19 protein-coding genes are annotated in these 20,184 nt (G+C 64.7%); 12 read left to right on the top strand and 7 right to left on the bottom strand.

Features of this window, described 5'->3' with window-relative positions:
* On the bottom strand, positions 1–612 hold the full coding sequence (locus DT070_RS02860) for a 1-acyl-sn-glycerol-3-phosphate acyltransferase (RefSeq protein WP_122954045.1): 612 nt from the start codon (positions 610–612) through the stop codon (positions 1–3).
* Positions 613–713: 101 nt separating this feature from the next.
* On the opposite strand from DT070_RS02860, the gene DT070_RS02855 reads away from it, so the two are divergent.
* On the top strand, positions 714–1,961 hold the full coding sequence (locus tag DT070_RS02855; protein ID WP_122954044.1) for a hypothetical protein: 1,248 nt from the start codon (positions 714–716) through the stop codon (positions 1,959–1,961).
* 13 nt (positions 1,962–1,974) lie between these two features.
* On the opposite strand, the gene DT070_RS02850 is transcribed toward DT070_RS02855, so the two are convergent.
* The 5 genes from DT070_RS02850 to DT070_RS02830 form a co-directional block, all read right to left on the bottom strand.
* Complete coding sequence (locus DT070_RS02850) at positions 1,975–2,727, bottom strand: transglycosylase domain-containing protein (protein WP_122954043.1); 753 nt, start codon at positions 2,725–2,727, stop codon at positions 1,975–1,977.
* Positions 2,724–3,563 carry a shikimate dehydrogenase gene (aroE, locus tag DT070_RS02845; protein ID WP_122954042.1) on the bottom strand — a complete coding sequence of 280 codons (840 nt, stop codon included), beginning with the start codon at positions 3,561–3,563 and terminating at the stop codon, positions 2,724–2,726. Before aroE ends, DT070_RS02850 begins: the two co-directional genes overlap by 4 nt.
* 9 nt (positions 3,564–3,572) lie before the next feature.
* The gene (locus DT070_RS02840; RefSeq protein ID WP_122954041.1) at positions 3,573–4,421 is read right to left on the bottom strand and encodes an energy transducer TonB; all 849 of its coding nucleotides are present in this window, start codon (positions 4,419–4,421) and stop codon (positions 3,573–3,575) included.
* Positions 4,422–4,458: 37 nt separating this feature from the next.
* Positions 4,459–6,519: a ribonuclease catalytic domain-containing protein gene (locus DT070_RS02835; protein WP_122954040.1), complete on the bottom strand. Its 2,061-nt coding sequence runs from the start codon at positions 6,517–6,519 to the stop codon at positions 4,459–4,461.
* 66 nt (positions 6,520–6,585) lie between these two features.
* The gene (locus tag DT070_RS02830) at positions 6,586–7,182 is read right to left on the bottom strand and encodes a YqiA/YcfP family alpha/beta fold hydrolase (protein WP_122954039.1); all 597 of its coding nucleotides are present in this window, start codon (positions 7,180–7,182) and stop codon (positions 6,586–6,588) included.
* A gap of 216 nt (positions 7,183–7,398) precedes the next feature.
* Here DT070_RS02830 and rodA point away from each other — a divergent pair, with 216 nt between their 5' ends.
* The 5 genes from rodA (at position 7,399) to DT070_RS02805 (ending at position 12,820) form a co-directional block, all read left to right on the top strand.
* The gene (gene rodA, locus DT070_RS02825) at positions 7,399–8,553 is read left to right on the top strand and encodes a rod shape-determining protein RodA (protein WP_122954038.1); all 1,155 of its coding nucleotides are present in this window, start codon (positions 7,399–7,401) and stop codon (positions 8,551–8,553) included.
* A 13-nt stretch (positions 8,554–8,566) separates the two neighbouring features.
* On the top strand, positions 8,567–9,454 hold the full coding sequence (locus DT070_RS02820) for an NAD(P)-dependent oxidoreductase (protein WP_228778591.1): 888 nt from the start codon (positions 8,567–8,569) through the stop codon (positions 9,452–9,454).
* 59 nt (positions 9,455–9,513) lie between these two features.
* Positions 9,514–11,037, top strand: coding sequence for a metalloprotease TldD (gene tldD / locus DT070_RS02815; protein ID WP_228778592.1), 1,524 nt, complete (start codon positions 9,514–9,516; stop codon positions 11,035–11,037).
* Positions 11,038–11,285: 248 nt separating this feature from the next.
* Complete coding sequence (locus DT070_RS02810; RefSeq protein WP_122954037.1) at positions 11,286–12,410, top strand: 3-deoxy-7-phosphoheptulonate synthase; 1,125 nt, start codon at positions 11,286–11,288, stop codon at positions 12,408–12,410.
* 98 nt (positions 12,411–12,508) lie between these two features.
* Entirely contained in the window at positions 12,509–12,820 is a 312-nt protein-coding gene (locus tag DT070_RS02805) for a hypothetical protein (RefSeq protein ID WP_122954036.1), read from the top strand.
* Positions 12,821–12,935: 115 nt separating this feature from the next.
* Here the strand turns inward: DT070_RS02805 and mpl are convergent, their stop codons facing one another.
* A complete protein-coding gene (mpl, locus tag DT070_RS02800) occupies positions 12,936–14,363 on the bottom strand; it encodes a UDP-N-acetylmuramate:L-alanyl-gamma-D-glutamyl-meso-diaminopimelate ligase (protein ID WP_122954035.1) in 1,428 nt (475 codons plus the stop codon).
* Between the two features lie 290 nt (positions 14,364–14,653).
* Between mpl and DT070_RS02795 the strand changes: the two genes are divergently transcribed.
* The 6 genes from DT070_RS02795 (at position 14,654) to DT070_RS02770 (ending at position 20,179) form a co-directional block, all read left to right on the top strand.
* Positions 14,654–15,217, top strand: a complete 564-nt coding sequence (locus DT070_RS02795) for a hypothetical protein (RefSeq protein WP_122957218.1) — start codon at positions 14,654–14,656, stop codon at positions 15,215–15,217.
* On the top strand, positions 15,214–15,771 hold the full coding sequence (locus DT070_RS02790) for a TlpA disulfide reductase family protein (protein WP_240642559.1): 558 nt from the start codon (positions 15,214–15,216) through the stop codon (positions 15,769–15,771). Before DT070_RS02795 ends, DT070_RS02790 begins: the two co-directional genes overlap by 4 nt.
* Before the next feature lie 334 nt (positions 15,772–16,105).
* Positions 16,106–16,561, top strand: coding sequence for an acetyl-CoA carboxylase biotin carboxyl carrier protein (accB, locus tag DT070_RS02785; protein ID WP_122954033.1), 456 nt, complete (start codon positions 16,106–16,108; stop codon positions 16,559–16,561).
* A 42-nt stretch (positions 16,562–16,603) separates the two neighbouring features.
* A complete protein-coding gene (gene accC, locus DT070_RS02780) occupies positions 16,604–17,953 on the top strand; it encodes an acetyl-CoA carboxylase biotin carboxylase subunit (RefSeq protein ID WP_122954032.1) in 1,350 nt (449 codons plus the stop codon).
* A gap of 143 nt (positions 17,954–18,096) precedes the next feature.
* Positions 18,097–18,987, top strand: coding sequence for a 50S ribosomal protein L11 methyltransferase (gene prmA / locus DT070_RS02775; RefSeq protein WP_122954031.1), 891 nt, complete (start codon positions 18,097–18,099; stop codon positions 18,985–18,987).
* A 67-nt stretch (positions 18,988–19,054) separates the two neighbouring features.
* Positions 19,055–20,179: a DUF3426 domain-containing protein gene (locus tag DT070_RS02770; protein WP_122954030.1), complete on the top strand. Its 1,125-nt coding sequence runs from the start codon at positions 19,055–19,057 to the stop codon at positions 20,177–20,179.
* Positions 20,180–20,184 lie beyond the last annotated feature (5 nt).

The following is a 20,184-nucleotide window of genomic DNA, read 5'->3' as shown; positions in this document are numbered from 1 at the left end:
TCAGGTTTCCCTGAGGTCGATGACGGCCTGGCGCGCGCGCGCCAGGAATTCGCCGCGGTCTTCACCCGGGGCCAGCGAAATCGGCGCGCCATAGGTGACCGAGCACAGGATGGGCACCGGCACGACTTCGCCCTTGGGCATGACGCGCTGCACGTTGTTGATCCAGGCCGGCACCAGCACGACGTGGGGAAACTTCAGCGCCAGGTTGTAGAGGCCGGCCTTGAATTTTTGCGGCTCTTCCTGGTTGCCGCGTGTGCCTTCGGGGAACAGGATGATGGAGTCGCCGTTGGTCAGCGCCTCGATCAGCGGCTCCAGCGGGTCCTGGTCGCCGGTCTTGGCGCGGTCGACGTAAATGGCGTTGAAGACCGCCGTGGTGATCCACTTCTTGAACGGCGTTTTGGTCCAGTAATCTTTGGCGGCGATGGGGCGGGTGATGCTGCGCAGCTCTTCGGGCAGCGCCGCCCACATCAGCACCAGGTCGGCGTGGCTTTGGTGGTTGGCGAAGTAAATCCGCTGTTCGGCCTTGGGCGGGCAGCCCAGCCAGCGGGCCTGTGCGCCTGTGAGCGTACGGATCAGGCCCAGCAGGAAAAGGCTCATTATTTTGGCAAGCATGGCGCCGATGATACGTTCCCGCCGTGACCGTCTGGCGCGATTCAAACTATTCTGGTACATAGCAAGATGCGCATACTTATTAATACTTCCGTTCGTAGCCGATGCTGAAACTCCACACTTCCCCATCTTTCGCTGCGCCCAGGCGCGCGGCTTTCCTGTCCCGCTGGCTTGCCGGCGGTGCGTGCCTGGCGCTGTCGTGCGCCGCCTGGGGCCAGTTCCAGGTGCACGGGCGTTTCTCGGCCTCCACACTCGATGCGGGCTGGAGCCCGGGCGGGTCGGTGGCGCTGACCGCACCCGTCGCCGATGCCGAAGGCGCCGGCTGGCTCCGGCTCACGGGCAATGTCGGCAGTGCGCAGGGCAATGTGCGCTACACCGCCGCCAGCTTCAGTGCGCAGGGCGGCGTGACGCTGGCGTTCAGCTATGCCTCGTGGGGCGGCGGCGCGCCGGGCGCAGACGGCATCTCGGTCTTCCTTTATGACGCCACACAAAACATGGCCGGTGCGCTGCCCGGCGGTGGCCTGGGTTATTGCAAGGGCGCCGGCGGCTACCTGGCGCTGGCGCTGGATGAATACGGCAATTTCTCCAGCCCGGCCGACAACTGCTCGGGCGGCGGCGGTCCCGGCGGCGCGCCGCAGGCACTGGTGCTGCGCGGCCCCGTCACGGCCAGCAACCCCTTTATTGCCCATGTGCCCATGCCCGGCAACGTGGACCAGGCCACGGCCACCGCGCGCCCGTTGCTGCGCCAGGTGGTGATGACGCTGACGCCCAAGACCGCCGGCGTGGGCTACACCATCAATGTCGATGTGCGCGACGGCACGGCCGGCCCCTTCCGGCGCCTGCTGTCCAACACCGACTTCCCCTATGCGGCGCCCGCCGCGCTGAGCGTGGGGGTGGCCGGCAGCACGGGCGGCGCCAAAAATGTGCACGAGGTGCGCGACCTGATGGTGACCGGCAACGCGGCCAACCCGCCCGCGATCAACCAGGTCTTCACGCCCACGACGATTGCACCCGGTGGCACCAGCACGCTGGAGCTGCATTTCAACAGCACCGGCAGTCGCGCCGCAGTATTGGCCGCGCCTTTCGCGCAGACGCTGCCCGCCGGCCTGGTGGTGGCCAACCCGTCGGGCCTGGGCGGCGACTGCCTGGGTTCGGTCAGCGCCGCGCCAGGCGGCAGCACGGTGACAGTCGATGCCGGCATGGGCATCCGCAGCGGCGGGTGCACGGTTTCGATCAAGGTGCGGGCTTCGGCGGCCGGCACTTACACCAGCACGGCGCCGGTGGGCAGCCTGCAAACCGATGTGGGCCGCAACCGGGAGGCCGGCGTGGCTTCGCTGGTGGTCAAGCGCTGACCGTGAACGGGTTCTAGGGCAGTTCCACGCCGCCCATGCGCGCCACGATGGTGCCGGCGCGTGAGGCGAGGTAACCCGAGGCCGGCCGGGTTTCAAAGTACTTGGGCCGGGGCAGCATCACGGCCAGGCGCGCGGCCTCGTAGGCGCTGAGCTTGGCTGCGGGCTTGCGGTAGTAGTGCTGGGCCGCAGCCTCGGCGCCAAAAATGCCTTCACCCCATTCCACGCTGTTGAGGTAGATCTCCAGGATGCGTTCCTTGCTCAGCAGCGCCTCCAGCATCAGCGTCAGCACCAGCTCCTGGCCTTTGCGCAGCAAGGTGCGTTCACCCGACAAAAAGAGGTTTTTGGCCAGCTGCTGCGTGATGGTGGAGCCGCCCACGATTTTGGGGGGCTTGGCCGGGGTTGCGGCCGCCTTGTTGGCCGGGGCCAGCCGGCTGGCCGACTGCGCGGCGCGCTGCTCGGCCTTGGCGTTTTTGTCCCAGGCTTTTTCCAGCGCTTCCATGTCCACGCCGTCGTGCTCGGCAAAACTCGCGTCTTCCGAGGCGATGACGGCGCGCTTGAGGTGTGCCGGCAGCTCGCTGTAAGGCACCCACTGCTGGCGCCATTTCAGGGCGCCGGTGTTGCGCGCGATGAGATAAGCCTCCGAGCGCTGGAAGGCGGTCGACTCCGGGTTCACCACAGCCATCATGGCGATGCGCGCCACAAAAAAGAGCTGCAGCGCCAGCCCGGCGATCAGCCCCAGGCCCAGCAAGCGGAGCAGCGCTTTCATCCGAACTGCGCCCGCATTTCCCGCAGCACCTGCGCGGACGGCGGGCGCACCTTGCGCCAGATTTCGAAGGCCTCGGCGGCTTGCTCCACCAACATGCCCAGACCGTCGCGCGGCGTGGCGCCGTGGTCTTTGGCCCAGACCATAAAGCCGGCGGCCGCGGGGCCATACATCATGTCGCAGGCCAGCGCGCCGGGCTTGAGTACGCAGGCCGCCACCGGCACGCCGGCGCCGGCCAGGCTGCTGGCGCTGGCATTGATGATTACATCGAAATTGCCCTGCAGCCCAGGCAGGTCCTGGGCTTGTAGCTCTGTTTTTTGTAGCAAAGCCTGCATGGAGGGATGCGCCTTGTGGCTGTCCACCAGCGCATCGGCCTTGGCCCGTGTGCGGTTGACCAGCACCAGCCGGCGCGGCCCGGCCGCCAGCAGCGGCGCCAGCGCACCGGCCCCCGCGCCGCCCGCGCCTATCAGCAGCACATCGCGCCCGGCCAGCGAAACACCGGCGTTGTTCTGGATGTCGTTCACCAGGCCTACGCCGTCGGTGTTGTCGGCATGGATGAGGCCGCCGTCCAGTTTGAGCGTGTTGGCGGCCCGGGCCAGTTGCGCGCGGTCGGTCAGCGTGGCGGCAGCTTCAAAGGCTTCAAGTTTGAAAGGGACGGTGATGTTGCAGCCTTTAACGCCGTCTTGTGCCAGTTGCGCCAGCGTGGCGGCAAAGGCATCCAGCGGCACCAGCAGGCGTTCGTACTGCAGCGTCTGGCCGGTCAGTTCGGCAAAGCGCGCGTGGATCAGCGGCGATTTGCTGTGCGCGATCGGGTTGCCCAGGACGTAGTACTGATCCATGGCGCGACCTCAACGGCTCGTGAGTTTGGTCTCAAGCGTGTCGTCGCGCGTGAACTTGAAGCGCGACACCACGACGATCTGGTCGGCCTTGCGGCGCATGGCGTCGCTGAATTTACCGAAAGGCCCGGTACCGCGCACGATGCTTTGCGCGCGCCGGTCCAGCGTCAGGTTGCCCGAGGTCTGCACGACTTCGGTGTCGATCACGCTGCCGTCGAAATTCACGGTGACGACCATGGTGAGCTCGCCATACAGTTTTTTGCCGGCCTGCTCGGGGAAGTTGACGGTGCCCTTGTCTTCGATCTTGCGGCGCAGCTCGTCGTAGTACACGGCGTAGACCTCTTCGCGCGTGGCCGGGCTGATGTAGCGCTTTTTGGGCCGTGCATTTTCTTCGTTGATGCGGCGTTCGATCTCGGCCAGGATCTTGATGAGCTGCTTGCGCTTTTCTTCGCGCTCGGCCTGTGCGGGGTTGTTGGCGGGCTGCGTCAGGTCGGGCGGCGGCATGGAGGCCAGCTGTTTCTTGATCTGCGCCAGCAGCTGGGTTTGCTGCTCCTGCAGCGACTCGACCTTGCGCTGCGCGTCTTCGGTGGCGTCGCCCAGCTCCATCAGGGCCGATGGCGGCAGCGGCGAAGTGGCCCGGCCTTTTTCGGCCTCGCCGCCGCCGGCGAGGGACGCCTGCGCAATGGCCTTGGCGAAATCCGGCTTTTCGTTGGACTTGGCGTTGACCAGGATCACTTCCAGCGGCGTGTCCTGGAAGACGCGGTTAAAACGCTCCGGGTCGACAAAACGCACCGTCAGCAACACCACGTGGAACGCGATGGATGCGCCTAAAGCGATTTGCAGTGTGCTCGGGGATTTCACAGAGCAGATTATCGGGGCTTATGCATGCATTCCGGTGTCAACCTGCCACCGGGGCCGCAGCGGCGGCATCGGTTTGTGGCTCATTGACATCGACGGCAATCGAGATCGGGCCGGCCGCCATCTCGGACTCGCCGTCTTCCTCGCCCAGCGGGTCCGGCGACTCGTCGATGTCGACATCCAGCCGCTCGATCACCGTGCCTGAAATATCCAGCGTGATCTCGTCGATCTCGCCCAGCTTGACGCGCACTTTCGCGCCGCGCGGCAGGCCCTGCGCACCCACGGCCGGCAGCACCAGTGGCAACTCGTCGGCGCGCACCAGGTTGTCCTTGAAGGCGGTGGCGGTGAGCTCGGTGATGTTGTTTTGCTGCAGGTATTTGAGCGTCCAGTAGCGCTCGATACCGGCCTGGAAACCGTTGTAGGCGCTGTAGGCCGCATCAAAACCCGAGATGATGGAAAACAGCTCGGCGTCTTTGGGCTTGAAGGGGGCAGCCAGCGCGGCCGTGCGGCCGTGGCGCGCACAGGCAATGATTTGCCACTGGTTGACCAGGTCGGTGTAGCGGCGCAGCGGCGAGGTGCTCCAGGCATAACTTTTCACGCCCAGGCCCGCATGCGGCAAGGCCTTGGTGCCCATGCGCACCTTCACGCCGGGCGCCAGGCTCGCCTGGCTGCGGTAAATGCCGGGCACACCGTGCTCGGCCAGCCACTGGCCCCAGGTGCTGTTGGCCAGAATCATCGCCTCGGCCACGATCAAATCCAGCGGCGCGCCGCGCTGGCGGGTGCTGATGCTGACGGCCTCGTTGCCCTGGGGCTCGGCACCCGTGGGGTTGTCCAGGCGGAAGTTGTAATCGGGCCGGTTGAAGTTCTCGGGCTTGCCGCGTGCGACTTCGCGCTGCGCCTTCAGGTGTTTGGCCAGGCGGTGCAAAAAGCTCAGCTCCACGCCCCACTCAACGCCGGTGGGAGGGGTGGTTTGCGCGGCTTCAAAAAAGGCCTCGGTGAAAGTGCTGTCCAGCACGTCGTGGCGCAGGTTGCTGACGATGGGCACCTGCTCCAGCCGGGTCACGCTGTCCTTGATCTCCAGCGTGGCTTCGTCCAGCGTGATGTACAGCGACAGGGAAGGGCAGTTGCGGCCTTCCTGCAGCGTGTAGCTTTTGACGATCTCGTCGGGCAGCATGGTCAGCTTGTAGCCGGGCATGTAGACGGTGGACAGCCGCGCGCGGCCCACGGTGTCAATCGGGCTGCCGGGCAAGACGGCCAGGCCGGGGGCGGCGATGTGGATGCCCAGCGTGACGGTGCCACTGCCCAGGCCTTGCACGGAGAGCGCGTCGTCGATCTCGGTGGTGGCCGAGTCGTCGATGGAAAACGCCTTCACGTCGGCAAGCGGCAGCTCGTCCTTGACTTCAGGCGCCTGCAGCGCGGGGAAGCCGGTGCCCTTGGGGAAGTTTTCAAACAGAAAGCGCTTCCAGTGGAACTGGTAGGGCGAAGCGATGGCGCCGGACTTTTGCAGCAGATCGAGCGGCGCGGTGTGCGTGGCGCGCGAGGCCTCGACCACAGCCTTGTATTCAGCGCTGTTTTTGTCGGGCTTGAAAAGGATTTTGTACAGCTGCTCGCGCACCGGCGCCGGACATTCGCCGCGGCCCAGTTCTTCGGCCCAGGCGGTGATCTGTGCTGCGATCTGTTTCTTTTTCTCGATGGCGGCCAGCGCCTGCTGCAGGATTTCGGCGGGGGCTTTTTTGAAGCGGCCCTTGCCAGCGCGGCGAAAGTAATGCGGCGCGTCGTACAGGCGAAAGAGGGCGGCGGCCTGCTGCTCCAGCGTGGCGGCCTTGCCGTCGGCGCTGAAGTAGTCGCGCGCCAGGTCGGCAAAACCGAATTCTTCTTCGCTGGCAAATTCCCAGGCCAGGTCGAGCTCGATGTCCTGGCTCAATTTCTGGCCCGCGGCCACCATGTCGGCAGGCGAGGGTTTTTCAAATCGCAGCAGGGCGTTGACGCCCTTGACCTTCACGCGCTTGCCCGAGTCGAGCTCGACCTGCAGCGAGGCGTCGCTCTCGGACAAAATGCGGCCGGCCAGAAACTTGCCGGCTTCTTCAAACAATACAAACAAAACGGGATCCCTTTGGTGTCTTTGATGACTTGGGACTAGTGTAATCAGGCCCCGTTCGGGGAGATTTCAGGCCAAAGCCAGGAAATCGAGAATTTCAGGCACATGCGCGTCAAAGTCGCTCAGTGCATGGTCGCCGCCTTCCAGCAGCTTGATGCGCGCGCCCGCATAGCGCGCCGTCATTTCGCGCCAGTCCAGCACCTCGTCGCCCTTGGCGATCACGGCGAAGTAGTTTTTGGGCGCCTTCAACGGCCCGGCGTGCTGGGCCTCGAGCTCGTCCACAAAGTGCGGCTCGAAGAAGAAGTGTTCATTCGGGTTTTGCCAGGTCGTTTGTTCGCCGATATAACCGGCCAGGTCGCGCGCCGGCTCCACGGCCGGATTCAGCAGCACGGCGCGGCAGCCGGTGCGCTCCGCCACGGCGGTGGCGTAAAACCCGCCCAGCGACGAGCCGATCACCGCCATGCTTTCGTAGCCGGCCTGCCGCGGCCAGCCGGTTATTTCATCCTGAATCATCTGCAGCGCGGCTTTGGGCGAGGCCGGCAGTTGAGGGCACCACCAGCGCACGGCCGGGTGGCGCGCCTGTACCAGGGCCGCCATTTTTTTGGCTTTGGTGGACAGGGGCGAAGAGCGAAAGCCGTGCAGGTAAAGCAGGTGGGTGGTGCGCATGGCGCCATGTTAGACGGCGGGTGGGCCCTGCGCCTTGCCTGGGTTTGAGTGCAGGCTTTCAGGCGGTGCGCCGGGTTCTTAAGAAAAATCGGCCTCCAGCCCATATGGTGGTTAGGTATTGCGCTATTTATTTGATAGCAATCCGATGCCCACAGTGATCGTCGCAATCCCTGCAAGGCGACCAGCCCGGCCATCGAGCTGGCGGATAATCGCGGCATGTCTGCCGTTTTCGACAAACCCTCCCTCTACCAGCGAACCCTGCCTTTGCTGCAGGGCTTTGACGGGCTGCTGGCTTTTGCCGTTTTCCTGCTGGCCTGTGCGGGCCTGTTGATCATGTATTCGTCGGGCTACGACCACGGCACCCGTTTTGTCGACCACGGCCGCAACATGCTGATTGCCGGCGCCATCATGTTTGTGGTGGCGCAAATCCCGCCGCAGCGCCTGATGGCCTTTGCCGTGCCGCTGTACATCGCCGGCGTCACGTTGCTGATCGCGGTGGCGATTTTCGGCATCACCAAGAAAGGCGCGCGGCGCTGGCTGAATGTGGGCGTGGTCATCCAGCCCAGCGAAATCCTCAAGATCGCCATGCCGCTGATGCTGGCCTGGTGGTTCCAGAAACGCGAAGGCCAGTTGCGCCCGCTGGACTTCCTGGCGGCAGGGCTGCTGCTGATCATCCCGGTCGGGCTGATCATGAAGCAGCCTGACCTGGGCACCTCGCTGCTGGTGCTGGCTGCAGGTTTGGCCGTCATCTTTTTTGCGGGCCTGAGCTGGAAGCTGATCGTGCCGCCGGTGCTGCTGGGGCTGACCGGCATGTTCCTGCTGGTGTGGTTTGAGCCGCAGCTGTGCGCCGACGGCATGCGCTGGCCCGTCCTGCACGACTACCAGCAGCAGCGCATCTGCACGCTGCTGGACCCTTCGCGCGACCCGCTGGGCAAGGGCTTTCACATCATCCAGGGCATGATCGCCATCGGCTCCGGCGGCATCACCGGCAAGGGTTTTATGGCCGGCACCCAGACGCACCTGGAGTTCATCCCCGAGCGCACCACCGACTTCATCTTTGCGGCCTATTCCGAAGAATTCGGCCTCCTGGGCAACCTGCTTCTGATCGCCGGATTCATCTTCCTCATCCTGCGCGGGCTGGCGATTGCGCTGGAGGCCCCGACGCTGTTTGCGCGCCTGCTGGCCGGCGCGCTGACCATGATTTTTTTCACCTATGCGTTTGTCAACATGGGCATGGTCAGCGGCATCCTGCCTGTCGTGGGCGTGCCCTTGCCCTTTATCAGCTACGGCGGCACCGCCATGGTCACGCTGGGCCTGGCCATCGGCATGCTGATGTCGATCGCCAAGGCCAAACGGCTGGTGCAGTCCTGAACGGAGTCTTGCCGTGAACCCCAGACTCGTGACCGTGATTGGGGTCGGCAATATGGGCGGCGGCATGGCGGCCAACCTGCTGAGCCAGGGCTGGAGCGTGCAGGTCTGCGACATCGACGAGGGCAAGGTGGCCGATATGGTGGCGCTGGGCGCTGTGGCCATTGACTCCCCCGCCGAAGCTTCGGCCGATTCACTGGCTTTCATCATCTGCGTGGTCGACGCCGCGCAAACCGAAGACGTGCTGTTTGACGGCCAGGGCCTGGCCCGCATGCTGCAACCCGGCCATGCCGTGATGCTGTGCCCGACGATCTCGCCCCAAGACGTTGAATCTTTCGCCAGCCGACTGGCGGCACGCGGTGTGCACACGCTGGACGCGCCCATGTCCGGCGGGCCCGCGCGGGCCCGCGACGGCACCATGAGCCTGATGCTGGCCTGCGCGGACGAGGTCTATGCGCAGCAGGCTGAGTTGCTGCAGGCCTTGTCAGCCAAGGTGTTTCGCATCAGCCAAAAGCCCGGCGACGGCGCCCGCACCAAGCTGGTTAACAACCTGCTGGCGGGCATCAACCTGGTGGGCGCCGCCGAAGCGCTGGCGCTGGCTGGCCGGCTGGGGCTGGACCTGGGCACCACGCTGGACGTGATCGAGCAATCCAGCGGGCAGAGCTGGATTGGGTCGGACCGCATGCGCCGAGCGATTGCCGGCGACTACGCGCCCCGCGCGCACGTGACATTGCTTGAAAAAGACACCCGCCTGGCCATGGAGGCCGCCCGCGCGGCCGGGTTTGACGGCCCGCTGGGCCTGCGCGCCAGCCGGGTTTTTGCCGAAGCGCACCAGGCCGGGTTGGCGGGTGAGGACGACGCGGCCCTTTTCAAGCATCTCAAGCACCTGGCCGGCAAATCCTGAGCGTGGCGGGCAATGCCCATGGGGCATGTCAGGCAGCGCAGACTGCCTACAATGGCCCAATGACCTCACTTCGCTCCACCCCCGCCTCCGCCTCCAACAAGTCCACGGCCTCATCGACGGCCAAGCCGACGGCGGCGTCCACCTCGGGGCGGCTGGAGATCGCTGAAAAGCTGCTGCTGGCGCCTTTCGGCCTCACGCAGGCGCATTTGAGCCGTGCACTGGGTGAAATCACCTCCCACGGCGCCGACGATGCCGACCTCTACTTCCAGTACACCCGCAGCGAAGGCTGGAGCCTGGAAGAAGGCATCGTGAAGACCGGCTCCTTCAGCATCGACCAGGGCGTGGGTGTGCGCGCCGTGAGCGGCGAAAAAACCGCATTTGCCTATTCCGACGATATTTCCGAAGCCTCGCTGCTCGATGCCGCCCGCACGGTGCGCAGCATTTCCGCAGGCGGCAAATCGGCCCGCGTGAAGACGCCCGCCAGCCGCATCGCCGGCAGCCGCTCGCTCTACCAGGGCCTGGACCCGATCGCCACGCTGGACAGCACCGCCAAGGTCAAGCTGCTGGAGAAAGTTGAAAAGCTCGCCAAGGCCAAGGACCCGCGCATCGTGCAGGTGATGGCGGGGCTGGCCAGTGAATACGACGTGGTGATGGTGGCGCGCGCCGACGGCACGCTGGCCGCCGATGTGCGCCCGCTGGTGCGCCTGAGCGTGACGGTGATCGCCGAACAAAAAGGCCGGCGCGAAGTCGGTTCGGGCGGCGGCGGCGGGCGATTTGGCCTGGCTTACTTTGATGACGCGCAGATCGCCGAATATGTGAACGACGCGGTGAAAGCCGCGCTGACCAACCTCGATGCGCGGCCCGCGCCGGCCGGTGAAATGACGGTGGTGCTGGGCTCGGGCTGGCCCGGCATCCTGCTGCACGAAGCCATCGGCCACGGCCTGGAAGGCGACTTCAACCGCAAGGGCTCCAGCGCGTTTTCCGGCAAGATCGGCCAGCGCGTGGCAGCCAAGGGCGTCACGGTGCTGGACGACGGCACGATTGCCGACCGCCGCGGCTCGCTCAACGTCGATGACGAAGGCAACGCCAGCCAGCGCAATGTGCTGATCGAAGACGGAATTTTGAAGGGCTATATCCAGGACTCGCTCAATGCGCGCCTGATGAAGGTCAAACCCACCGGCAACGGCCGCCGCGAAAGCTACGCCCACGTGCCCATGCCGCGCATGACCAACACCTACATGCTGGGCGGCGACAAGCAGCCCGAAGAAATCGTGGCCAGCATCAAAAAAGGCCTGTACGCCACCAACTTCGGCGGCGGCCAGGTCGACATCACCTCGGGCAAGTTCGTGTTTTCGGCCAGCGAAGCCTTCTGGGTTGAAAACGGCAAGATCCTGTATCCGGTCAAAGGCGCGACGATTGTCGGCAATGGTCCCGACGCGCTGACCCGCGTCACCATGATGGGCAACGACATGGCGCTGGACAGCGGCGTGGGCACCTGCGGCAAGGAAGGCCAGAGCGTGCCGGTCGGCGTCGGCCAGCCGACTCTGCGCATCGACGGCCTGACGGTGGGCGGAACCGCCTGAACAGGCCCTGAATTGGCCACTTTTTGACCTGTGCTACATTTCAGCTTATGAATTCGGCCAAGTTTTACTTCGGTTACTTTTGGTTCTCAAGCGCTTCCGGCGGTAGAGAGATCAACGCGTGACCCGATAAAACGCACCGATTCTCCAAAAACCGCCGGCCTCCGGCGGTTTTTTTTTGCCCGTTCCAATTTCCAGATGACCCGACACCGACGACCTGATTGATAGCCCGAAAGAAAAGGAAAACTCCGATGAATGCCAAGCCCACCTCCGCCAGCGACAACTGGTATGCGACCGTCGAAAAGACCAGCCAGACCGACGACGAACGCATCAAGGACATCACCGTGCTACCCCCTCCCGAGCATCTCATCCGCTTTTTCCCGATCCGCGGCACCGCCGTCGAGACGCTGATCAGCAAAACCCGCAAAAGCATCCACAACATCATCCAGGGCAAGGACGACCGCCTGCTTGTCGTCGTCGGGCCTTGCTCCATCCATGACCCGATGGCCGCGCTGGAATACGCCCGCAAGCTGGTCGAGCAGCGCAAGAAGTACGAAGGCTCGCTGGAAATCGTGATGCGCGTCTACTTCGAAAAGCCGCGCACCACCGTCGGCTGGAAGGGCCTGATCAACGACCCCTACCTCGACGAAACCTTCCGCATCGACGAAGGACTGCGCATCGCGCGCCAGCTGCTGATCGACATCAACCGCCTGGGCCTGCCCGCCGGCAGCGAGTTCCTCGACGTGATCTCGCCGCAGTACATCGGCGACCTGATTTCCTGGGGCGCCATCGGTGCGCGCACGACCGAAAGCCAGGTGCACCGCGAGCTGGCTTCGGGCCTGTCGGCGCCCATCGGCTTCAAGAACGGCACCGACGGCAACATCCGCATTGCGACGGACGCCATCCAGGCGGCTGCCCGCGGCCACCACTTTTTGTCGGTGCACAAAAACGGCCAGGTCGCCATCGTGCAGACCAACGGCAACAAGGACTGTCACGTGATTTTGCGCGGCGGCAAGGCGCCCAACTACGACGCGGCCAGCGTCGCGGCGGCCTGCAAGGAACTCGAAGCCTCCAAACTGCCGGCCACGCTGATGGTGGACTGCAGCCACGCCAACAGCTCCAAGCAGCATGAAAAGCAGGTCGACGTGGCGCGCGACATCGCCGGCCAGGTGGCGGGCGGCTCGCGCCATGTGTTCGGCCTGATGGTGGAAAGCCACCTCAACCCCGGCGCGCAGAAATTCACCCCCGGCAAGGACGACGCCAAAGCGCTGGAATACGGCAAAAGCATCACCGACGCCTGCCTGGGCTGGGGCGATTCTCTGGACGTGCTGGAAGTGCTGTCTGCCGCCGTGCTCAAGCGTCGCGCCGCCAAGTAAGAAGCAACGAAGAGGCCGCCGGCATCTTGCGGGTAAGTGCGAATGCCGCGCGCCCGCAGATCGCCGAACATGCAGCATCTGCCTACCAGGAGCCGGCCATGCGCAGCGAAGTCAGCGTGACCTTCAAAGACAGCCCGCCCGTGCGGCTGGACCTCAACGAAGTGCAGCCCATGCCGCACGATGTGGCGCGCTGGTGGCTGGACGACCAGTTCACGCAAATGGGCTGCGAGCCGCTGCGGCCCACCGGCAAGCTGCTGACGGCCGACAAGGTCGTGGTGGTGGCCCAGGCGGCCGGGCCGGCGAAGTTTGCCGAGGCCAAATGGGCCCAGGAATTTGCCCGGGCTTCGAGTGCGGCGCTGGGCAAGCCCGTTGTGCATGTCGACGTCGCCACGCTCAGCATCAGTTTCTAGCGCCCCTGCGGCGTTCGCTTTTTCTTAAGCGATTTAAGCCTCCAGCCCATGCCAATCATGAACTGGTAGCTATCAAATTAATAGCAAACCGGGTTTGAATCCGTAAGGCTGTTCATCACGCTTGCAGCGCCGCCAGCAGCCTGGCGTGAATCCCGCCAAACCCGCCGTTGCTCATGCACAGCAAATGGTCACCGGGCCGCACCGCGGCCAGCACCTGCCCAACCAGCTGATCGATGGTGCCAGCGACCTGCGCGCGGTCACCCATGGGCGCGAGTGCGGCGCGCGCATCCCAGTCCAGCCCGCCGGCGTGGCAAAACGCCAGGTCGGCCTGCTCCAGGCTCCAGGGCAGCTGGGCCGTCATGGCGCCCAGTTTCATGGTGTTGCTGCGCGGCTCGAAAATCGCCAGGATGCGTTCGCCGCCCTTGCCGGCGCTTTTGATCTGGCGGCGCAGGCCGTCCACCGTGGTGTGGATGGCGGTCGGGTGATGGGCGAAGTCGTCGTACACCGTGATGTCGCCGCCGGGTTTCTTCACCACGCCGCGCACTTCCATGCGGCGCTTGACGTTCTGGAAGGAGGCCAGCGCCTGGGCGGCGGCTTCGGGCGCCACGCCGACATGCTCGGCCGCGGCGATGGCGGCCAGTGCATTGAGCTGGTTGTGCACGCCGCTGATGCCCCATTGCACATGGGCCACGGCCTGCCCGGCTTTCAGCACCTTGAAGTCATGCGGCTCGCCCTGGGCGGTAAAGCCGTCTTTATTCAGTGTGCCACCGCCGAAAAGCACCTGCTCGCTCCAGCAGCCCTGGGCCAGCACGCGCTGCAGGCTGGCTTCGGCGGCGTTGACGACCACGCGCCCCTGCGAAGGCACGGTGCGCACCAGGTGGTGAAACTGCCGCTCGATGGCCGCCAGGTCGTCAAAGATGTCGGCGTGGTCGAACTCCAGGTTGTTCAGCACGGCGGTGCGCGGGCGGTAATGCACAAACTTGCTGCGCTTGTCGAAAAACGCGGTGTCGTACTCGTCGGCCTCGATCACAAAGGCGTTGCCTTCGCCCAGCCGGGCCGACACGCCGAAGTTCAGCGGCACGCCGCCCACCAGAAAACCCGGCTTGAGGCCGGCCTGCTCCAGGATCCAGGTCAGCATGGCGGTCGTGGTGGTCTTGCCGTGCGTGCCGGCCACGGCCAGCACATGGCGCGGGCCGGTGGCGTGGTGGGTTGGGTGGTGCAACACGTGGCCAGACAGCCACTGCGGACCGCTCGTGTAGGGCTTGCCGCTGTTGAGGATGGCTTCCATCAATGGATACCGTGGGCTGCCGTCCGGCTGGCGGGCCCGTGACACGACGTTGCCGATCACAAACACATCGGGCTCAAACGCCATCTGGTCGGCGCTATAGCCTTCGATCAGTTCAATGCCCAGGGCCCGCAGCTGGTCGCTCATGGGCGGGTAGACGCCGGTGTCGCAACCCGTGACTTTGTGCCCCGCCTCCCGCGCCAGGGCGGCCAGGCCGCCCATGAAAGTGCCGCAGATTCCCAGAATATGTATGTGCATGGCCCGTATTCTAGGCAGGGCGTTTTGCCGCCCGGCAGGCCGGGGCTCCTCCGGCTCCCGGGGGTTTCAAGTAAAAAAGGCCTCCGGCCCAGGTGCTGCCTTGGCTTTTAGCTCCTGATTTCATAGCAACCACGCCTTCAGCTGTTTGCCGTGAACTTTAGGCCGCAACGGTGGCCTAACCCGGGCACAATCGTTTCGCCCGCATCTGCTTCACTCCTATCACTGGCCCACGCCAGCCGACCTTGACCCCACACACCCTCAAATCCGAAATCGCCGCCACGGCCGCCGCCATGGTCGTGGAAGAAGGGCTGGAGTACGGCCCGGCCAAACGCCGCGCCGTCAAGCAGATGGCGCTGCCCGCGCGCACCGAGTTGCCGGGCAACGACGAGCTGGAAGACGCGGTGCGTGAATACATCGCGCTGTTCTGCGCCGACACCCAGCCGGCCGAGCTGACCGCGCTGCGTGAGCTGGCCTTGACCTGGATGGAGCGGCTGGCGCAGTTCCGGCCCTATCTGGGAGGCGCCGTCTGGCACGGCACGGCCACCCGGCTGTCTGATATCTATATCCAGCTTTTTTGCGACGACCCCAAATCGGCCGAGATCGCGCTGATTGAGCACAATGTGGACTACGAGCCGCGCACCGTCACCGGTTTTACCGGCGACAGCGTGGAAGCGCTCAGTTTGCGAAGTGTGTGCAAACCTCTAAACGAAACCGTGGGTGTGCACCTGATGGTGTATGACCATGACGACCTGCGCGGCGCCCTGAGGCCCGACACCAAAGGCCGCAGCCCCCGAGGCGACCTGGCCGCCGTGCAAAAATTGCTGTCCCCCCAACCCGGAGCCGAGAACTCGTGAATCGCAGAAACATGCTTTATGGCGGCACCGCCGTTGTGGCCGGCCTGGCCGGCGCGGGCGTCGCCTGGTGGAAATTCCAGCCCCACGCGGTGGATGAAAAGGTCGTGGCCAAGGCTCCCGGCGGCACGGCGGGCAGCGCGACCGACGCCTTCTGGAGCCTGAATTTCGACACGCCCGACGGCAAAAACCTGTCCATGAGCAGTTTTCGGGGCAAGCTCCTGCTGGTCAATTTCTGGGCGACCTGGTGCCCGCCGTGCGTGGAGGAGTTGCCTTTACTGGATTACTTCTACCAGGAAAACCGCGATAAAAACATTCAAATCGTCGGTTTGGCGGTCGACCAGCCCAGCAAGGTGAGGGACTGGCTGAAAGCGACACCGCTGCATTTTCCGGTCGGCATGGCCGGGATGGGCGGCACCGAGCTCAGCAAATCGCTGGGCAACCTCGCCGGCAGCCTGCCTTTTACGGTGGTGTTCAGCGCCACCGGCGAGCTGCTTCACCGCAAGATCGGCCAGGTCTTGCCCGAAGAACTGGCGCTTTGGGCCAAGCTGAAATAGCTGTTGCTGGTATCTTTGGTCTAACTGACGGGAACGCGCTGCGAGCTGCACCGAACAGCCGCGGTATAGGCGCTTACTAATGGTCTGCCAGGGTTGCCGTCAGGGGCTTGGGAGGCCCTCCAGCTTGATGTACACTCTGCGCTCTCACAGGCCCGGCCACCTGGTTGGTGCCTGCAGTAATAAACTGATAAGTGCTTTAGGGCACAAAAGCAGGAAGTAAATGAAAAAAGAAGAGAGATCGGTGTTGGCGATGCGCTTGCCCGGTTTCCACGCTTTTATTCAGACGCTGCGCTGAAACCCTCGCGCCAGCATCTACCGTCGTTGGAGAGAACCCATGGATTTAAGAAAACTCAAGACCCTGATCGACCTCGTTTCGGAGTCCAACGTGTCTGAACTGGAAATCACCGAAGCCGAAGGCAAGGTGCGTATCGTCAAGTCCAGCGGCGCCCCGCTCGTGATGCAGCAGCCGGTTGCCATGGTAGCAGCTCCCGCTGCGGCCCCCGCAGCAGGCGCCCCCGCTGCCCCGGTGGCTGAAGCCGCCCCCGCCGCACCGGCCGGCCATGCCGTCAAGTCGCCCATGGTGGGCACCTTCTACCGCTCCGCCAGCCCCGGCGCCAAGCCTTTTGTCGAACTGGGCAGCGTCGTCAAGGAAGGCGAGACCATCTGCATCATCGAGGCCATGAAGATCCTCAACGAGATCGAAGCCGACAAATCCGGCACGGTCACCAAGATTCTTTCGGAAAACGGCCAGGCTGTCGAATACGGCCAACCGCTCTTCATCATTGAGTAAGCGGGCGCTTCGCCCCCTTTTTCAAACCAGGCTTACCGACGCATGTTCAAGAAAATACTGATCGCCAACCGCGGAGAGATCGCGTTGCGCATCCAGCGCGCCTGCCGCGAACTCGGCGTCAAGGCCGTGATGGTCTATTCCGAGGCCGACCGCGAGGCGAAATACATCAAGCTGGCGGACGAGTCGGTCTGCATCGGCCCGGCGCCCTCCAAAGACAGCTACCTCAACATGCCGGCCATCATCTCGGCCGCCGAGGTGACGGATGCTGAAGCGATTCACCCCGGCTACGGCTTCCTGAGCGAAAACGCCGACTTCGCCGAACGGGTAGAAAAAAGCGGCTTCAAGTTCATCGGCCCCACGCCCGAATCCATCCGCATCATGGGCGACAAGGTTTCGGCCAAGCAAACCATGATCAAGGCCGGCGTGCCCTGCGTGCCCGGCTCCGAAGGCGCATTGCCCGACGACGCGGTCTTCATCAAGCGCACCGCCAAACAGATCGGCTACCCCGTCATCATCAAGGCGGCGGGCGGCGGCGGCGGGCGAGGCATGCGTGTGGTGCACACCGAGGCGGCCTTGCTGCACGCGGTGCAGACCACCAAGGCCGAAGCCGGCGCGGCTTTCGGCAACCCCGAGGTCTACATGGAGAAGTTTCTCCAGAACCCGCGGCACATCGAAATCCAGATCCTGGCCGACCAGCACAAAAACGCGGTCTGGCTGGGCGAGCGCGACTGCTCCATGCAGCGGCGCCACCAGAAAGTCATTGAAGAAGCGCCAGCGCCCGGCATTCCGCGCAAGCTGATCGAGCGCATCGGCGAGCGTTGCGTCGCCGCCGTCAAGAAGATCGGCTACCGCGGCGCGGGCACCTTTGAGTTCCTCTACGAAAACGGCGAGTTCTACTTCATCGAGATGAACACCCGCGTGCAGGTGGAGCACCCGGTCACCGAGTGGATCACCGGCGTGGACATCGTGCGCACCCAGATCATGGTGGCCGCCGGTGAAAAGCTGCCTTTCGCCCAGCGCGACATCGAGCTCAAGGGCCATTCGATCGAATGCCGCATCAACGCGGAAGACCCGTACAAGTTTGTCCCTTCGCCGGGCCGCATCACGACCTGGCACACGCCGGGCGGGCCGGGCGTGCGGGTGGACTCGCATATTTACGCCAACTACTTCGTGCCGCCCAACTACGACTCGATGATCGGCAAGATCATCGTGCACGGCGACACGCGCGAGCAGGCGCTGGCCCGCATGAGCACGGCGCTGGCCGAGACCGTGGTCGAAGGCATCAACACCAACATCCCGCTGCACCGCGAGCTGATGGTGGATGCCAAGTTCATGGACGGCGGCACGAATATTCATTACCTCGAAGAGTGGCTGTCCAAGCGAGAACGTTAGCCCCCACGCTCCCCCACTTCGTGTGGGTCGCTGCCCCCCGAGGGGGCCGCCCGCCCTGCGGCCCGGCAAAGCCGGTTCCGCGGCTCATGCTGGAATTGAATACCGTGCTCCTCGGCGTAGAGCTTCCTGCGAGGCAATAAACCATGTTTGAACTGATCCTGCTGACCCCCGTCGACGAAGTCGAAATCCTGAGCGAGGCGCTGGACGCGCTGGATGCGCTCAGCGTGTCGGTGGAAGATGCCGATGCGCAGACGCCGGCGGAGCAGGCGCTGTTTGGCGAGCCGGACATGCCGCCGCCCAAGGCGGGCTGGGAGCGCTCGCGCATCGTGTCGCTGTTTGCCACCGAAGCCCTGGCGCGTGACGCCGCCGGCGTGCTGGCGGCGCAAGATTTTTTCGCCGGTTGCCGGGTGGTGGCCATTCAGCCGGTGCCCGACCAGGACTGGGTGCGACTGACGCAATCGCAGTTCGCGCCGGTCGACATCACGCCCGAATTCTGGATCGTGCCGACCTGGCATGAGCCGCCCGCAGAGGCCAAACAGCTGATTCGCCTGGATCCGGGCCTGGCGTTTGGCACCGGAACCCATCCCACCACGCGCATGTGCCTGCGCTGGATCGCGGGCCAGGGTTCCGCCGGCAAAGATCTCGGCCGTGTCCTGGACTACGGCTGCGGCTCGGGCATTCTGGCCATTGGCGCGGCGAAGTTCGGCGCAACCGACATCGACGCTGTCGATATCGATCAGGCCGCCGTCGAGTCGACCTGGGCCAATGCCGAGGCCAACCACGTGGTGCTCAAGGCAGGTCTGCCCGAGAAGGCCACCGGCAAGTACCAGACGGTGCTGGCCAACATCCTTGCCACGCCGCTCAAGGTGCTGGCGCCGCTGCTGTGTTCGCATGTCGACAAAGGCGGGCACCTGGTGCTGGCCGGCATTCTTGACCGCCAGGCCGAAGAGCTCAAGGAGGCCTATGCGCCTTACTGCCGGCTCACCGTGCATGACACGCAAGAGGGCTGGATCCTGATGACCGCGGCCTTTTAGGCATTCCCGCGCTCCAGCTCGCCACGGGCCGTCAGCAGCGGCCTGCACCCCTACAATACAGCGCTAAATGAGCCTGATTACGCGCTGCCCCGCATGCGGCACGATGTTCAAAGTCGTGACCGATCAACTCAAAGTCTCGCAGGGCTGGGTGCGATGCGGGCATTGCGCCGAAGTCTTTGACGCTTCGGCCCATCTGCTGCCCCGCGATATGTCGTCGCTGGCAACGTCATCCGCCCCGCTGGCCGACACCGCGCCGCAGCCACTGCCGGAACCCGGCCCTCCTTCCACCCCGCAAGCCACCGCCGACACAGAGCCTGCAGGCCTTCACCCCGATGACTGGGCACCTGCCCGGTCGTTTGCCGACAGGGCGCCGCAGCGGCCCATGCGGGCCGGACCCGTTGAAGCCCAGGACAGCGCCGCCGACTTTGACCCCGTGCGCTGGAAGCGGGCGCAGCAGGAACGCCAGCTGGATCCGGTGGAGCTCGATGATGATTCGCTGCCCCCGGCGCCGCTGCCCCGGCAGCCGGCCATGGTGCGGCCAACGCCCGAAGACGATTCAAGCTTCCTTTTCTCGGATGTGGACTCCGGCATGCCGGACTCGCGCATACGCGTGGAGCACGATGTTTCTTTTGTGCGGGATGCGCGGCGCAAGGCCTTCTGGAAGAAGGCGTCGACACGCTGGTCGCTGGCTTTGCTGTCCTTGTTGCTGCTGGCGGCCCTGGTGCTGCAATGGGGCGTGCAGCAGCGGGACACGCTGGCGGCGCTGGAGCCGCGCCTGGTTCCGGCGCTCCAGGCGATTTGCGGCCCGCTGCAGTGCCAGATACGCGCGCCCCGCCATATCGAGGCGCTGGTGATCGACAGTTCCAGTTTCAACCGTCTCGGCCCCGACGCCTACCGGCTCAGTTTTACCCTCAAGAACACCGGCGTGGTGGTGCTTGAAATGCCGTCGCTGGAAGTCACGCTGACCGACACACAGGACCAGGCCATCGTGCGCCGCATCCTCACGCCGGCGCAGTTTGGCGCCAAAAGCGCTACGCTGGCCGCACAGTCGGACCTGGCGGGTGTGGTCGTCATGAAAGTCTCCGGCGACGCGGCTGCGCCGGCGCCTGCTTCGGCATCTTCTTCCCCTTCCCCTGCGCCCGGCGGCCCCTTGCGGGTTGCCGGCTACCGCGTCCTGGCTTTTTATCCCTGATTGAT

The organism is Polaromonas sp. SP1 (assembly GCF_003711205.1).
In the GTDB taxonomy this organism is placed as follows: domain Bacteria; phylum Pseudomonadota; class Gammaproteobacteria; order Burkholderiales; family Burkholderiaceae_C; genus Polaromonas.
Note: the sequence above shows the minus strand (reverse complement) of the source record. Positions and strands in the feature narration are given on the sequence as shown.